This is a genomic window from Pseudonocardia nantongensis, from assembly GCF_046546495.1.
In the GTDB taxonomy this organism is placed as follows: Bacteria; Actinomycetota; Actinomycetes; order Mycobacteriales; family Pseudonocardiaceae; genus Pseudonocardia; species Pseudonocardia nantongensis.
This window is the reverse complement of record NZ_JBKGXT010000019.1, coordinates 74,780-89,447: the sequence shown is the minus strand read 5'-3', so window position 1 is coordinate 89,447 and position 14,668 is coordinate 74,780. Positions and strand designations below refer to the sequence as shown.

Below are 14,668 nucleotides of genomic sequence, written 5' to 3'. Positions count from 1 at the left end.
CACGGCCGGGAAGAGCGGCGCCGTCGTTCGAGGAAAGGAAGGCATCCGGTGACCGACACCGTCTCGCTGTGCGGGCTGGGGAACATGGGGGCGGCGCTCGCCGGCCGCCTGGCCCGGCACGGACCGCTCCACGTGTACGACCTCGACGCCGAGCGGGTCGCCGCGGCGACGACCGGCCCCGGGGTGACGGCGGCGACCTCGTCGGCCGAGCTGGCCGACGCGGACGTCGTGCTGCTGTCGCTGCCGAGCCCGAAGGCCTCGCTGCAGGTGATCGCCGAGCTCGCCCCGCGGATGCGGCAGGGCAGCGTGCTGGTGGAGACCGGCACGGTCAACCCGGCGGACGTCCTCGAGGAGCAGAAGCTCTGTGCCGCACACGGTGTGGGGATCGTGGACGCCGCGATCCTGTCCGGCGTCGCGCAGATGGCCGGTGGGACCGCGACCCTGCTGGTCGGCGGCGACGACCGCGACGTGGACGCGGTCGCCGGGGTACTGCACGCGATCAGTGCCTCGGTCCGGCGGTTCGGCGAGGTCGGCAGCGGCATGGCCGCCAAGGTGATCAACAACGCCGTGGCACACGCCGTGATGGTGATCCTCGCCGAGGCCGGGGCGCTGGGGGCTGCCAGCGGGGTCTCCGGCTCGGCGCTGGCCGACCTGCTGTCCGGACCGGAGGCCGGGCTCACCCGCCCGCTGACCCACCGCTTCGCCGAGCGCATCCTGCGTGCCGACTACGAGGGCGGCATGCCCACCGAGGCCGCCCGCAAGGACTCCACGCTGGCGCTGGCGATGGCCCAGGACACCGGAGTTCCGCTGTTCGGCATCCAGGCCACCCACACCGTGTACGAGCTCGCCGTCGCCGACGGCCTCGGCCGCCTCGACTACGCCGCCGTCGCCACGCTCTGGGAACGCTGGACCGGGCGCCCGCTGTCCGAGAACGACGCCGAGGGAGACCGCTGACGTGACCGCCCCCCAGACCGACCGGTTCGACGTCGTGGTCGTCGGCGCGGGCAACGCCGGGTTCGCCGCCGCGCACTCCGCCATCGAGCAGGGTGCCTCGGTCCTGCTGCTGGAGAAGGCCCCCGAGACCGCCGCCGGCGGCAACTCCTTCTACACCGCCGGTGCCTTCCGGTTCGCCTTCGACGACATCGCCGACGTCGCCGACCTGCTCGAACCCGACGAGCGTCATGCCGACTCGGTGGTGCCCGCCTACCCGCAGAGCGCGTTCGAGGCCGACATGCAGCGGGCCACCGACGACCGCTGCGACCCGGCCCTGACCAGGACGCTGGTGTCCCGCTCCGCGGACACCGTGCGTTGGCTGGCCGGCAAGGGCCTGCGGTGGCGGCTGATGTACGAGCGGCAGGCCTACCTCTCGGACGGCAGGTGGGTCTTCTCCGGCGGCCTGTCCGTCGGCACCGTGGACGGCGGAAAGGGCCTCATCGCCGAGCACACCCGCGCGGCACTCGCCGAGGGCGCGGCGATCCGCTACGGCGCCGAGGTCACCGCACTGCACCTGGACGACCCGGCCGGCCGCGGGGTCACCTACCGGGACCCGGACGGCGTCGAGCACCGGGTCGGCGCCGGCGCCGTCGTGCTCTCCGCCGGTGGTTTCGAAGCGGACCCGCAGCGCCGTGCGAAGTACCTGGGACAGGGCTGGGAGCGTGCCCTCGTGCGGGGCACGCCCACCAACACCGGCGACGTCCTGGAGCTGGCCCTGGCGGCCGGTGCGGCCCCGCACGGCGACTGGGGCTCCTGCCACAGCGTCGCGTGGGACGCCGACGGCAGCCCCACCGGCGGCAACCGCACGCTCACGAACCAGCTGACCCGGCAGAGCTACCCGATCGGCATCGTGGTCAACGTCGACGGCGAGCGGTTCGTCGACGAGGGCGCCGACTTCCGCAACTACACCTACGCCAAGTACGGCCGCGAGATCCTGCGCCAGCCCCGGGGCCTGGCGTTCCAGCTGTTCGACGCCACGACCCGGCCGCTGCTGCGCAAGGAGGAGTATGACTCCCGGCCGATCGCCGGTGCGCAGGCCGACAGCCTCACCGAGCTGGCTGCGGCCCTCGGCATCGACGCCACCGGCCTGGAACGCACCGTCGCGGAGTTCAACGCCGCCATCGAGGACACGCCGTTCGATCCCGCTGTCAAAGACGGCCGCGCCGCCCGAGTCGATCCGCCGAAGTCGAACTGGGCGCAGGCGTTGGACACCGCGCCCTACTACGGGTACGCGGTCAGCTGCGGTGTCACCTTCACCTTCGGCGGCCTGCACGTCGACGGGAACGCGCAGGTGCTCGACGGTTCCGGCGACCCGGTCGACGGCCTCTACGCGGCCGGGGAGATGGTCGGCGGCCTGTTCTCCGGGAACTACCCGGGGGGCAGCGGATTGACCTCGGGCGCGGTCTTCGGCCGGTTGGCCGGTGCCGCAGCGGGGCGGGGCGTCCGCCGTGGCTGAGCCCGCCGTGACCGAGCCCGCCGTGATTGAGCCCGCCGTGATTGAGCCCTTCCGGGTCTACGCCCTGCGCTTCGCCCATCGCGAGGCATCGGTGCGCGGCGAGCACTTCTACGGCCACGACCCGTGTGCCCTCGACGCGTACCCGATCTCCTACTACGTCTGGCTCGCGGTTTCGGATGCGCACGCCGTACTGGTCGACGCCGGGTTCACCCCCGGGACCGCGGCGCGCCGGGGCGGCCGCGACTACCTGCGGTCCCCGATGGACACCATGCGCGCGCTCGGCGTCGACCCGGACCGGATCGAGCACCTGGTCCTCAGCCACCTGCACTACGACCACACCGGGCACGTGGCCGACTTCCCTCGAGCCAGGATCGTGGTGCAGGAAGCCGAGCTCGCCTTCTGGACGTCGCGGCACGCCGCGCGCCCTGGCATCGCGCACTTCGTCGAGCCGGCCGACGTGGCCCACCTGGTGGAGCAGAACTTCGCCGGGCAGGTCCGGCAGGTCGACGGGGAGCACGAGGTGGTCCCGGGGGTGACGGTGCACCGGGTCGGCGGGCACACCCCCGGCCTGCAGGTCGTCCGGATCGCGACCGCCGCGGGGCACGTGGTGCTGGCGGCCGACGCGTCCCACTTCTACGAGAACGTGGAACGCGGGCAGCCCTACGGGGTGGTGACCTTCCTGCCCGCCATGTACGACGCGTTCGACACCCTGGCCACGTTGGCTTCCGAGCCCGAGCTGGTCGTGCCCGGGCACGACCCCGCGGTGCTGGACCGCTTCCCCGCGGTCCCCGGCCTGGAGGGGCTCGCCGTACGGGTCGCGTGAGCACAGTGGATACACAGGTATACTGCTGTGTCGCTGTCTGCTATGTCGCTGTCGGAGGAGGTGGTGGCGTTGCTGTCCGAGGTGTACGACCGGCTGCGCGGTGAGATCGTCGACGGCTCGCTCGACGCCGGTGCCCCGCTCGTCGAGCTCACCGTGGCCGAGCGGTACGGCACCAGCCGCACTCCCGTCCGGGAGGCGCTGCGCCGCCTCGAGCAGGACGGGCTCGTCGAGCGCGGCGACCGGGGGATGCGGGTACGCACCCGCAGCCCGGAGGAGATCCTCGAGATCTACGAGGCGCGGATCTCGCTCGAGGCCACCGCCGCCGCGGCGGCCGCGCAACGGCACACCGAGTTCGACCTCATCCGGATCCGGCACGCCCAGACGGCGATGGAGGCCACCCCCGATGACGACCCGCGGGCGATGGCCGCGGCGAACCGCGCGGTCCACGAGGCGATCTGGTCGGCCGGCCACAACGGCACCATCGTCGACCTGCTCACCCGGCTGAACAACCACCTCACCCGCTATCCGGCGACCACCCTGAAGGCGCACGGGCGCTGGGGGGAAGCGCTCAGCGAGCACCGGACGCTGATCGCGGCGATCGAGGCCCGCGACAGCGAACGCGCCCATGACGCCGCCCGCGGCCACATGGCCAAGGCTCGCGAGCTGCGGCTACAGATCTACCAGGACGATCTCACCTCGCCGCCGTGATCCGCGCCCCGGCACCCCGGGGCGCGGTCCCGCGGGACGCCGGCATGTCCGGGCACGGTGCGGGGTATGCCCCGGGGCCCGGCCCGTCACCAGGACGGGACCCGACCGACGCCGCAGGAGGAGCCGATGCGCCCCGAGACCCGACTGCCGGACGACGCCGCCGCGGACCCCGCCGACGCCGCCGAGCAGGACCGGACCGCCGACCCGGCCCACGACGAGCGGCTGCCCGAGGACCTGCCCACCGGCGTCGACGCCGACCCGGCCGACGTGCTGGACCAGTACCGCGACGCACCCCAGGAGGACGACGAGGAACGCTGAGCGGCCCCGCCGCGCTCCCAGGGGCACCCTCGGGGCCCCGCAGAGACGAGGGTGCCCCTCGGGACACCGGGGCGCGGCGGAGGGCGCCGCCGGGCGAGGCGCGGCGCGCGGGGCGCCTACCGGAACGGCACGTCGACGACGACCTTGCCGGTGGTCCCCCGTTCCACCGCCTCGTGCGCGGCGACGACGTCGTCGAGCCCGAAGCGGTGGATCGGCAGCGGGCTGAGGGCACCGTGCCCGGCGGCGGCGGTGATCGCCCGGGCAGTGTCGCCCAGCACGTCCCGCCGCACCCCGTAGAGCAGCACGAACCGCAAGCCCGCGTTGCCGGTCATCAGCCGGCGCACCGGCAGCACGGGATCCTGCGGGGTGGCGGCGTAGGATACGATCCGGCCACCGTCGCTCAGCACCCGCAGGTCCTGCTCCAGGTTCTGGGCGAGCGAGACCTCGACGACCCGGTCCACCGGCCCGGCCGCGTCCAGGATCGCGGCGGCCGGGTCGCCCTCCCGGTAGTTGACGACGTGGTGCGCGCCCGCGGCGCGGGCCAGCTCGGCCTTCTCCGGCCCGGACACCGTGCTCACCACGGTCGCCCCGGCCCAGCGGGCCAGCTCGATCGCGTAGTGGCCGACCGCGCCGGCGCCGCCGGTCACCAGCACCGTCGCCCCGGCGAGCGAGCCGTCCGCGAACAGGCAGTGGTACGCCGTCATGGCCGGGACGCCGAGGCAGGCACCCAGGTCGTCGGGGGCGTCCTCGGGCAGCGCGGTGGCCTGCCGGTCCGGCACCACGGTGTACTCCGCGCAGGTGCCCCACTCGGCGAGCGGGTCACCGCCGTGGCCGCCGGGCGAGGCCAGCCACACCCACACCCGCTGCCCGATCCGGGACGGGTCGACGCCGTCGCCGACCGCGTCGATCTCCCCGACGCCGTCCTGGTGCGGGACCCTGACGTCGTCGAACGGGCGGGAGGTGGTGCCGTCCCGGGTCTTGGTGTCGGTCGGGTTGACCGCCGAGACCCGGATCCGGACCCGCACCTGCCCCGGACCGGGGTCCGGGGTGGCCAGGTCGCCGACGGTCAGGACGTCACGGGCCGCGCCCTCGCGCGGGTAGCTGGCTGCTCGCACACCCGCATCCTGCCTGCGTCGGGGCACCGGCGCACGCCGGTCATACCAGCGTGGACCAGTAGTCCCAGAACCGGTGTAGGGCCAGCCCCGCCACCACGACGAACCACAGCACCACCGCCACGGCGTGGTACCGCGCGAGGAGGCCGTACCCGCGCCGGGCCGGGCCGCCGGATCGCTCCGCGACCAGGTGCAGCACCGCCAGCGCGACGTACCAGAAGATCGGGATCGTCACGGCCCAGACGACCATGCAGTACGGGCACAGCGCCCCGATCTCGTACAGGCTCGCGACGATCAGGTAGTGCACGAACAGCACACCCGCGGCCGCGCCGGCCAGCAGCCCGCCCCAGTACCAGAGTGGGAACCGGGCGCCGGCCAGCAGCGCGACCCCGGTCGTCAGGACGACCGCGAACGCCCCGATGCCGAGCAGCGGGTTCGGGAACCCGAAGACCGCCGCCTGCTCGGTGACCATCACCGAACCGCAGGACAGCACCGGGTTGATGCTGCAGGAGGGACGGTAGGCCGGATCGAGCAGGATCTCGATCCGCTCGACGGTCAGCGTGAACGCGGACAGCAGCCCGAGCGCCCCGCCGAGGGTCAGCAGCCACGGCAGCAGTCGCGGGACCGGGCCGGGCACGGCCGGGGCCGGAACGCCGGCACGGACCGGGGCGATCTCGTCCGTGGGGGCCGCGCCAGTCATTGCCCGAGCGCGCGGTCGAGGGCGTCGGTGATGTCCTGCACCGACTGCGGGTTGAGCTGCTCGCCGTTGACGAAGAACGTCGGCGTCCCTGAGACACCGGCCTCGGCGCCGGCCCGGGTGTCGGCCTTCACCTTCTCCGCGGTGGCCGGGGCGGCGACGGCGGCGTCGTAGGCGGCCATGTCCAGGCCGAGCTCCTCGGCGTACCCGCGGAAGGTCTGCTCGGCGCCCTGCTGCCCGGCCCAGGCCTGCTGGGTCTCGAAGAGCTTCGCGGACATGTCGGGGAACCGGCCCTGCTGGTTGGCGGCCTCCGCGGCCAGCGCGGCCGGCTCGCCGTTCGGGTGCATCGGCAGCGGGAAGTAGCGGACGACGAACTGGACGCGGTCGCCGTACTGCTGGACGAGCTGGTCGACGACCGGGTGCAGCTGCGCGCACGCCGGGCACTCGAAGTCCATGTACTCGATCATGGTGACGGACGCGTTCGGCGCGTTGTTCAGCTTCGCGTCACCGGCGGCGACCTGTTGCGTGGCCGGCGCGGACTCCGGCCCCGACGGCCGGGTGGCGAACAGCAGGGCGGCCACCACGATCGCGAATGCGCCGACGGCGGCCAGGGAGATCTTGACGTTGCGGGTCATGCGGGTGTGCCTCCAGGAGTGGGTACGGCGGAGCCGCTCGTGCGGATGCACGAGCGTGTCGGCGCGCGGTGCTCAGTTCCGGTTCACGCACAGCTGCTCGACCGGCGACGGGGCGAGGATCGCCCGCTCCGGGGGGACGGGGAGCGCGGTCCCGGCGTGCCCGCCGGGGACCCGGCTCACCGGGGATCCGGCGGCGGGCGGGAGGCCGGGCGGGTCGTCGTCGGCCCGCCGAGGAACCTGGTCGAGACCCCCGGCGTGCAGTGCCGTCGGCGGGTGCGTGCAGTCCGGGACGGCGGCGGTCACCCCGGCAGGCGCCGCCGGGGGCACCGAGGCCGACCCGGGCCCGGCACAGAGCAGCACCGCGAGCAGCGTCAGCAGCAGCACGGGCAGCAGGCGCGACGGCCGCACCGGCCTCACCCCGTTCCCGCACCGATCCGGGACGGACCCCTTGACGGACCCGCCCTTCCTGTGCTTTCGACGATACCGGCGGTCCCGAGCGGCCCCCGACCCGGCTACGGTCGGACGTGTGAGCTTCCCGGAACCCGGCGCCGTCTGGCGTCCGCGCACGGACAGCGAACGGGCCGTCACCTCCCGTACCGGCTCGTGGACCCGGTTCGCCGCTCCCGGCGACGCCGTCGGCGGCGGGTTCGGGCTGTTCGAGAGCTGGATCCCGGCGGACGCACCGGGCGCGATGCCGCACTACCACTCCGGGTTCACCGAGAGCTTCTACGTGCTGTCCGGCCGGCTGCGGGTGCTCACCGGTACCGAGTGGACCGAGGCGGGCGAGGGCGACCTGGTGCACGTCCCTGCGCACGGGGTGCACGCCTTCCGGACCGGCCCGGACTCGGACGCCCGGTTCCTGATCCTGTTCGTGCCCGGGGCGCCGCGGGAGCGCTACTTCCGCGGGCTGGCCGAGTTCGCCGCCCGGGCCGAGCCGCCGTCGGCGGAGGAGGTCGACGCGTTCGCGCTGAGCTGCGACCAGGTCAACCTGCGCGAGCACCCCTACTGACCCTCTTGTGCGAGCGTGACCGGGGACACTCTGGATGGACGCACCCCACCGAGGAGGCCCGATGGAGACCAGCCCGTCCCCCGCCACGCAGCTGATCGGCATGGTCCAGGCGCACTGGATCACCGACGCGGTGTGCACCGCCGCCGAGCTGGGTGTCGTCGACGTCCTGGCCCGCGGCCCGGCCCCGACCGCCGAGCTGGCCGCCGAGACCGGCACCCACCCGCCGACGCTGGAACGGCTGCTGCGCGCGCTGGCCTCGCTCGGGTTGTGCACCCGCGAGCCCGACGACCGCTGGGCGGCCACCGAGCTCGGCGAGGCCCTGCGCCGGGACGCACCGGGTGGCGCGCACGCCCGGGCGCTGCTCACCGGGCAGCTGTGGCGCCCGCTGTGGGACGACCTGCCCGAGTCGGTGCGCACCGGGGAGCAGGCCTGCCGGCGGGTCACCGGCCGGCTGCTGTTCGACCAGCTCGCGCACCGCCCGGAGCTCGGTGCGCTCTACGACGTCACCCAGCGCGGCCTGATCGACGACGCCGGCGCGGCGGTCATCGGCGCCTACGACGTGCCGGACGGCAGCACCGTGGTCGACCTCGGTGGCGGCACCGGCGCCATGCTGCGCGACGTGCTCACCGCCCGCCCGGCCTGCCGCGGGATCCTGGTCGACCTGCCGCAGGTGGCGCAGCGCGCGCACGCCGAGCTGTCCGCGGCGGGCGTGGCCGGCCGGTGCGACGTGATGATGGGCGACTTCTTCGAGGCCGTCCCCGGCAACGGCGACGTCTACCTGCTCTCGTTCGTGCTGCACGACTGGAACGACGGGCGGTGCCGCACGTTGCTGCAGAACGTGCGGTCCGCGAGCCACCGGGACGCCCGGCTGCTGGTCGTCGAGCAGGTGCTGCCCGACGACGGACCCGGCGAACCCGGCCCCGCCCTCTACGACCTGCACATGCTCGTCGGGCACGGCGGCCGGGAACGGACCGCGGCCGAGTACACCGCCCTGCTCGCCGACGCCGGGTTCCGGGTCGAGGCCGTCGTCCCGACCGCCGGCCCGCGCAGCGTGATCGACGCCCGCCCGGTCTGATCGCGACCGGGCACCCCGGTGATCGGGCGTCAGCTCACCAGGCCGGCCCGGAACGCCAGCGCGACCAGCTGCACCCGGTCCCGGGACTGCGTCTTGGCCAGCAGGTGTCCGATGTGGGTCTTCACGGTCGCCTCGGACACCACCAGGTGCGCGGCGAGCTCGGCATTGGACAGCCCGTCCCCGACCAGACCCAGCACCTCGCGCTCGCGCGGGGTCAGGTCGGCCAGCGCCGCCGCGGCGTCCGGCGCGGAGGCCTGGTCCGGGCCGGCCGGCTCCGGCGCGGTGAGCAACGGCGCGGTGGCCCGCAACAGCCGCCGGGTGGAGACCGGGTCGACCACCGAGTCGCCGCTGTACACGGTGCGCACCGCCTCGATCAGGTCCTGCGGCTTCACGTCCTTGAGCAGGAACCCGCTGGCCCCGGCCCCGATCGCGGCGGTCACCGACTCGTCCAGGTCGAACGTGGTCAGCACGATCACCCGCAGTCCGGGATGCCCGGCGACGGCGCGGCGGGTGGCCTCGATGCCGTCGAGGCGCGGCATCCGCACGTCCATCAGCACGACGTCGACCGGGGTCCGGTCCAGCTCGGCCAGCGCCTGCTCGCCGTCGGAGGCCTGGGTGACCACGGACAGGTCGTCGCAGGAGTCCAGCACCATGGCGAAGCCGGCCCGGACCAGCTCCTGGTCGTCGACGAGCATCAGGCGTACGGGGTCGGTCACGGTTCGCGGTCTCCTCGGACGGGGGTCAGGGGCAGCCGCAGCCGCACGGCGAAGCCGCCGTCCGGGTGCGGCCCGGTCTCGACGGAACCGCCGTGCAGGGCGGCCCGCTCGCGCATCCCGACCAGGCCGTGCCCGCCGCGCGGCGGCTGCGGGCGGGGGCCCTGCGCGCCCTCGTCGCGGACCCGGACGGTCAGCTCGTCGCCGGTCCAGCCGACGGTGACGTGGGTGGGCGTGGCCGGACCGGCGTGCTTGATCACGTTGGTCAGCGCCTCCTGCACCACCCGGTACGCCGTCAGGCCCGGCCCGGTGCCCGTCTCCCGCGGGCTCCCGGTCACCGACAGGTCGACCGGCAGCCCGCCGGCGCGGACCTGCTCGACCAGGGCGGGGATGTCGTCGGTGCCCGGCTGCGGGCGGCCGGCGTCGTCCGGGGCGTCGTCGGGACCGGTCTCGCGCAGCATGGCGAGCAGGCCACGGACGTCGCCGAGTGCCTCCCGCCCGGTGGTGGCGATCCCGGACAGCACCTCGACGGCCTTCTGCGGGTCGCGCTGCGCGGCGTACTGGCCGCCGTCGGCCTGGGCGATGATCCCGGACAGCGAGTGCGCGACGACGTCGTGCACCTCCCGGGAGATCCGGGACCGCTCGGCCAGCAGCTCGATCCGGACCTCCTGGCGGCGGCCCTCCTCCAGCAGCCGGGCGCGTTCGCGCAACTGCTCGGTCTGCCGGTGGTGGGCGCCGCGCAGCGCCCCGGCCAGCCAGACGCACACGACGACGAGGACGGCGGCCCCGGCGAGGGCGGCCAGGTATCCGGGCGGCGTCGGCAGCCACCCCCGCACCCCGAGGCCCAGGAACGGCCCGAGCATCCCGATCAGCAGTACGGCCGCGGCGGTCGGCCCCGCCCAGCGCGGCCCGTAGGCGACCGCCGAGTAGGCCATGACCAGGGCCGGGAGCAGGTACCCCGCCATGGTCCCGGGCAGCAGGAACGTGCCGGTCGCCGCGACGGCCGCGACGGCGACCGCGGCCGGGACCGGGTAGCGGCGCCGGAACACGACCGGCACGGTCGCCAGGATCGCGACGATCACCGCCGTCACCCGCTGGTCGCTCGGGACCTTGCCCTCCAGCGTCCACTTCAGCGCGACCGCGAACAGCACGGCGGCCAGCACGCCGTCGATCAGCAGCGGGGTCCGCCGGCAGAACGCGACGAACCGCTCGACCACGGTCGGGGTCTGTGCGCGGGTCATCGGGCACCTCCCGCGCGGATCGAGGCCGCGTGCACGCCGGCCTCCAGCGGGCCCCGGCCGGCGAGGTGCCGCCAGCCGGTCGCGAACAGCACGGCCGCGACCACGAAGACCCCGGTGACCGCCCACGGCGCGGCGGCCGCGGTGTCTCCCACCGCCGCGAGCACGGCGATGTGTCCGGCGTAGAGGGTCAGCGCGAGCGCGCCGGTCGCGGCGAGCGGGGTGAGCAGGGCCGGCACCGCGCGGGCGGCGAGCAGGCACAGGCCCAGCACCGCGACCGCCACCCCGGCGGCCCCGACGACATCGAAGGGGCTCCCGCTGTGCCCACCGGCGGTGAGCAGCCAGGCCGGTGTCGTGGTGGACACGACGCCGAACGCTGAGCCGGCGAGCAGGTCGAGCACGGCGTCCGGGGGCAGGGCCAGCTGCCCGGCGGCGGGGGCGACCGAGTCCAGCAGCGTCTGCCGGCCCCCGAGCACGTCCACGGCGAGCCATGATCCCCCGTAGCCGAGCAGTGCGCCGCCCAGCCCCCCGGCGACCAGCCGACCGGCGTAGCGCGGCAGGTCGAGCCGGCCGAGCGCCATGCCCAGCAGCAGGAACGGCATCCAGGTCAGGACCGGGTAGGCGCCGGTGAGCAGCACCCGCACCAGCGCGTCGAGAGCGGACCCGGGCGCGGTCAGGTCGGTGGGCGACACCGTCCCCCCGAGGGTCTGCACCGACATCCCGGAGCGCAGCGCGAACGACAGCAGCGGTCCGGCCATTGCCCACACCGCGGCCGCCGTGGCGAGCGTGCGGGCGCGTGTGCACAACACCGGCAGCACCAGCAGGAACTCGACCCCGTAGACGGCCAGGATCACCATCGGCCCCGAGCTGATCCCGGCGAGCGCCACCCCGAACACGATCAGCAGCACCGCCCGGACGGCCACCCGGCGGCGCAGCGCGGCCCGTGCGTCCGCGGTGCCCGCCCGCAGCGCCGGGCCGGCCATCAGGGCCAGCCCGACGCCGGCGAGCACTCCGAACAGGACGGCGGCCCGGCCGTGCACGGCCTGCCACAGCGGTGCGCCCGGGTCGGCGGCCGCGACGTGCGCGACGATCATTCCGAGCACCGCGAGCCCGCGGGCGGCGTCCACACCGGTCAGCCGGCGACCTGCGCGGGGCGGACGTCCGTCCGGTACGGACCGGGCGGCGGGGACGGCCGGATATCGGCCCGCCGCGGTGAGGGTGGAGGGCCCGGCGGTGCCGGGCCGTTCGGTCGTGGTCATGCCCGGAAGCCTCGTGCCGGGAGGCCTGCCACCGCGTCGGAGCAGGAGACGATTTCCGATCTCCGACCACGGTCGTAGGCTCTGGCCCATGGGTGGAGCCCGGCCGTTCGCCGTGCAGGACGCCGTCGAGCGCGTCCAGCTCGACGCCTTCCTCGACGAGTACCGCGCGCTGCTCGACGCGACCCTGGACGGGCTCACCGAGGAGCAGGCGCGGCGCCGCCTCGTGCCGTCCGCGACGACGCCGCTGGGCCTGCTCAGCCACGTCGCGTTCGTCGAGACGGTCTGGTTCGGCCAGGCCGTGACCGGCGCGTCCCGGGCCGAGCTGGGCATCCCCGAGTCGGTGCAGGACTCGTTCTCCCCCGCCGCGGACGACACGATCACCGACGTCCGGGCCCGCTACCGGGCGGTGTGCGAGCGGTCCCGGGCCGCGGTGGCCGGCCTGGGGCTCGACGACGTCGTCACCGGGCGCGGGCAGCCGATCACCGTGCGCTGGCTGTACCTGCAGGTGCTGCGCGAGCTCGCGCACCACTGCGGGCACGCCGACATCCTGCGCGAGCAGGTCCTCGCGGCGGGCTGAACCCGCTCACCAGGTACCCGCTCACCAGGCGACCGGCAGCTCCTCCAAGCCGAAGATCGCCTTCTGGGTGGCCCAGGCGACCCGGTCCTCGGGTACCGCGAGCCGAAGGTCCGGGAACCGGCGCAGCAGCGCCGGGAACGCCACCCGCATCTCCATCCGGGCCAGCGGCGCGCCGAGGCAGTGGTGGATGCCGTGTCCGAACGCGACGTGGTTGGTGGCGCGGCGGGTGATGTCCAGCCGGTCCGGGTCGTCGGTGATCTCCGGGTCGCGGTTGGCGGCCGGGAGGTTGAACAGCACCAGCTCGCCCGCCCGGATCGTGCTGCCGTCGATCTCGACGTCGCGGGCGGCCAGCCGCGGCGAGCCCGAGTTCACGATGGACAGCCAGCGCAGCAGCTCCTCGACCGCGCCGGGGACGGCGTCCGGATCGTCCCGGACCGTGGCCAGCTGGTCGGGGTGGCGCAGCAGGGCCAGGGTGCCGAGCGCGAGCATGTTCGACGTCGTCTCGTGGCCGGCGACGAGCAGCAGGTTCGCGATCCCGACCAGCTCGGCGTCGGTCAGCGCCCCGTCCTCGCCGGCGGAGCCGTGCTCGCGGATCAGCATCCCGAGCAGGTCCTCGCCGGGCTCGCGGCGGGCGCGGGCGACCAGGTCCTGCATGTAGGCCAGCGCCTCGGCGGCGAGCTCCACCTTCTCCTGCTCGCCGAGGGTGGTGTCGAGCTGGCGCGCGGTGCGGGTCTGGAACTCCTCCTGGTCGGCCGGCGGCACGCCGAGCAGCTCGCAGATCACCAGCGACGGGATCGGCAGCGCGTAGCCGGCGACCAGGTCCGCGGGCGGGCCCTGGCGCTCCAGGGCGTCCAGGTGCTCGTCGACGATCTCGACGATCCGCGGTTCCAGCCGGCGCATCCGGCGCACGGTGAACTCCGGGGTCAGCAGCCGGCGGAGCCGGGTGTGGTCCGGCGGGTCCAGCGAGAGCAGGTTGCCGGTGCGGTCCCCGGAGAGCTGTCGCGGGTCGCGCCGCGGCCCGCCCGGCAGGTTCTCCGGGCCCCAGCCGTTGCGGAACGACTCGGCGTCGCCGAGCATCCGGCGGACGTCGGCGTGCCGGGTGAGCAGGTGCGCCTGCGGGCCGAACGGGGTCGGCACCCGCGCGACGCCCCGTTGCGCGCGCAGTGCCTCGGCGTCCGGGGCCGGGCCGAAGCCGGTGCGGGCGAGCTCGACGGGCCGGGGGTTCTCGGTGGTGGTCACAGTGCGTCCTCCGTCGGGGCCGGGACCCGTAACGTACGTCAGTCGCTTGACTGAGTTCAACCCGGACGGTTCACTGGAAGGCTCGACGCGGGAGGCCAGGCATGGGCGTGCAGGATCGGCGGCACGGCACGGGTGGGCGGGACCAGCAGCACGGCACGGACGGGCGAGCCGAGGGGACCCGGTCGGACCGGGTGTCGGCGACCCGCACCCGCATCCTGGACGCGGCCGAGCGGCTGTTCGCCGAGCACGGCGTGCACGCGGTGTCCAACCGCGCGGTCGCCGAGGCCGCCGGGCAGGGCAACAACACCGTGGTCGGCTACCACTTCGGCACCAAGGCCGACCTGGTCCGCGCGCTGATCCGGCGGTACTCCGCGGCGATGGACACCCGCCGCGAGCGGATGGTCGCCGCGCTCGGGCCGGACCCGGGGGTCCGGGACTGGGTGGACTGCCTGGTGCGCCCCGCCGCCGAGCATCTGGCCGACCTCGGCTCGCCGACCTGGTACGCCCGCTTCGGCGCGCAGGTGATGACCGACCCGGCGTTGCGCGAGATCATGGTCGCCGGCTCGCTGGCCTCGCCGTCGCTGACCACCGTCCTGGACGGACTGAACGACTGCCTCCCGGCGCTGCCGGTGGAGGTCCGGCTCGAGCGCGGCGACATCTGCCGGCAGCTGCTCGTGCACCACTTCGCCCAGCGCGAGCGGGCGCTGGCCGACGGGACCCCGACGCCGCGGGCGAGCTGGGCCGACGCCGCGACCGGGCTGGCGGACGCGATCGTCGGGGTGTGGACGTCGCCGGTGACCGGCCGGGCGGACTGAG

At 74.9% G+C, this 14,668-nt stretch carries 17 protein-coding genes and 1 pseudogene; 10 read left to right on the top strand and 8 right to left on the bottom strand.

Annotated elements, in window-relative coordinates:
• Window positions 1–30: 30 nt before the first annotated feature.
• From ACLFMI_RS20265 to ACLFMI_RS20240, 6 genes and pseudogenes are all read left to right on the top strand, one after another.
• Window positions 31–504: pseudogene (locus tag ACLFMI_RS20265) on the top strand (NAD(P)-binding domain-containing protein); the annotation flags it as partial.
• A gap of 36 nt (window positions 505–540) precedes the next feature.
• Window positions 541–954, top strand: a complete 414-nt coding sequence (locus ACLFMI_RS20260) for an NAD-binding protein (RefSeq protein WP_410949542.1) — start codon at window positions 541–543, stop codon at window positions 952–954.
• A 1-nt stretch (window position 955) separates the two neighbouring features.
• On the top strand, window positions 956–2,449 hold the full coding sequence (tcuA, locus tag ACLFMI_RS20255) for an FAD-dependent tricarballylate dehydrogenase TcuA (protein WP_410949488.1): 1,494 nt from the start codon (window positions 956–958) through the stop codon (window positions 2,447–2,449).
• Between the two features lie 37 nt (window positions 2,450–2,486).
• Complete coding sequence (locus tag ACLFMI_RS20250) at window positions 2,487–3,272, top strand: N-acyl homoserine lactonase family protein (protein WP_410949487.1); 786 nt, start codon at window positions 2,487–2,489, stop codon at window positions 3,270–3,272.
• A 27-nt stretch (window positions 3,273–3,299) separates the two neighbouring features.
• The gene (locus ACLFMI_RS20245; protein WP_410949486.1) at window positions 3,300–3,980 is read left to right on the top strand and encodes a GntR family transcriptional regulator; all 681 of its coding nucleotides are present in this window, start codon (window positions 3,300–3,302) and stop codon (window positions 3,978–3,980) included.
• Between the two features lie 126 nt (window positions 3,981–4,106).
• Window positions 4,107–4,298: a hypothetical protein gene (locus tag ACLFMI_RS20240; protein ID WP_410949485.1), complete on the top strand. Its 192-nt coding sequence runs from the start codon at window positions 4,107–4,109 to the stop codon at window positions 4,296–4,298.
• A gap of 116 nt (window positions 4,299–4,414) precedes the next feature.
• On the opposite strand, the gene ACLFMI_RS20235 is transcribed toward ACLFMI_RS20240, so the two are convergent.
• The 4 genes from ACLFMI_RS20235 to ACLFMI_RS20220 form a co-directional block, all read right to left on the bottom strand.
• Entirely contained in the window at window positions 4,415–5,413 is a 999-nt protein-coding gene (locus tag ACLFMI_RS20235; RefSeq protein WP_410949484.1) for an NADPH:quinone reductase, read from the bottom strand.
• 40 nt (window positions 5,414–5,453) lie between these two features.
• Window positions 5,454–6,110 carry a vitamin K epoxide reductase family protein gene (locus tag ACLFMI_RS20230; RefSeq protein ID WP_410949483.1) on the bottom strand — a complete coding sequence of 219 codons (657 nt, stop codon included), beginning with the start codon at window positions 6,108–6,110 and terminating at the stop codon, window positions 5,454–5,456.
• Window positions 6,107–6,742: a DsbA family protein gene (locus tag ACLFMI_RS20225; protein WP_410949482.1), complete on the bottom strand. Its 636-nt coding sequence runs from the start codon at window positions 6,740–6,742 to the stop codon at window positions 6,107–6,109. The genes ACLFMI_RS20230 and ACLFMI_RS20225 overlap by 4 nt, the downstream gene beginning before the upstream one ends.
• Before the next feature lie 72 nt (window positions 6,743–6,814).
• Window positions 6,815–7,150: a hypothetical protein gene (locus tag ACLFMI_RS20220; protein ID WP_410949481.1), complete on the bottom strand. Its 336-nt coding sequence runs from the start codon at window positions 7,148–7,150 to the stop codon at window positions 6,815–6,817.
• A 118-nt stretch (window positions 7,151–7,268) separates the two neighbouring features.
• On the opposite strand from ACLFMI_RS20220, the gene ACLFMI_RS20215 reads away from it, so the two are divergent.
• Together ACLFMI_RS20215 and ACLFMI_RS20210 are read left to right on the top strand one after the other, a co-directional pair.
• Window positions 7,269–7,751: a cupin domain-containing protein gene (locus ACLFMI_RS20215; RefSeq protein ID WP_410949480.1), complete on the top strand. Its 483-nt coding sequence runs from the start codon at window positions 7,269–7,271 to the stop codon at window positions 7,749–7,751.
• 61 nt (window positions 7,752–7,812) lie between these two features.
• On the top strand, window positions 7,813–8,826 hold the full coding sequence (locus ACLFMI_RS20210) for a methyltransferase (RefSeq protein ID WP_410949479.1): 1,014 nt from the start codon (window positions 7,813–7,815) through the stop codon (window positions 8,824–8,826).
• Between the two features lie 29 nt (window positions 8,827–8,855).
• Here ACLFMI_RS20210 and ACLFMI_RS20205 read toward each other — a convergent pair whose 3' ends face one another.
• Genes ACLFMI_RS20205 through ACLFMI_RS20195 form a run of 3 tightly spaced genes read right to left on the bottom strand, consistent with a single transcriptional unit; the run spans window position 8,856 to window position 12,036 of the window.
• Window positions 8,856–9,542 carry a response regulator gene (locus ACLFMI_RS20205; RefSeq protein ID WP_410949478.1) on the bottom strand — a complete coding sequence of 229 codons (687 nt, stop codon included), beginning with the start codon at window positions 9,540–9,542 and terminating at the stop codon, window positions 8,856–8,858.
• Window positions 9,539–10,780 carry a sensor histidine kinase gene (locus tag ACLFMI_RS20200; protein ID WP_410949477.1) on the bottom strand — a complete coding sequence of 414 codons (1,242 nt, stop codon included), beginning with the start codon at window positions 10,778–10,780 and terminating at the stop codon, window positions 9,539–9,541. The genes ACLFMI_RS20205 and ACLFMI_RS20200 overlap by 4 nt, the downstream gene beginning before the upstream one ends.
• Window positions 10,777–12,036, bottom strand: coding sequence for a heparan-alpha-glucosaminide N-acetyltransferase domain-containing protein (locus ACLFMI_RS20195; RefSeq protein WP_410949476.1), 1,260 nt, complete (start codon window positions 12,034–12,036; stop codon window positions 10,777–10,779). The genes ACLFMI_RS20200 and ACLFMI_RS20195 overlap by 4 nt, the downstream gene beginning before the upstream one ends.
• A gap of 88 nt (window positions 12,037–12,124) precedes the next feature.
• On the opposite strand from ACLFMI_RS20195, the gene ACLFMI_RS20190 reads away from it, so the two are divergent.
• Entirely contained in the window at window positions 12,125–12,613 is a 489-nt protein-coding gene (locus tag ACLFMI_RS20190) for a DinB family protein (protein WP_410949475.1), read from the top strand.
• A gap of 21 nt (window positions 12,614–12,634) precedes the next feature.
• Here ACLFMI_RS20190 and ACLFMI_RS20185 read toward each other — a convergent pair whose 3' ends face one another.
• Window positions 12,635–13,852 carry a cytochrome P450 gene (locus ACLFMI_RS20185; protein ID WP_410949474.1) on the bottom strand — a complete coding sequence of 406 codons (1,218 nt, stop codon included), beginning with the start codon at window positions 13,850–13,852 and terminating at the stop codon, window positions 12,635–12,637.
• Between the two features lie 101 nt (window positions 13,853–13,953).
• On the opposite strand from ACLFMI_RS20185, the gene ACLFMI_RS20180 reads away from it, so the two are divergent.
• A complete protein-coding gene (locus tag ACLFMI_RS20180) occupies window positions 13,954–14,667 on the top strand; it encodes a TetR/AcrR family transcriptional regulator (RefSeq protein WP_410949473.1) in 714 nt (237 codons plus the stop codon).
• The last annotated feature ends 1 nt before the right edge of the window (window position 14,668 follow it).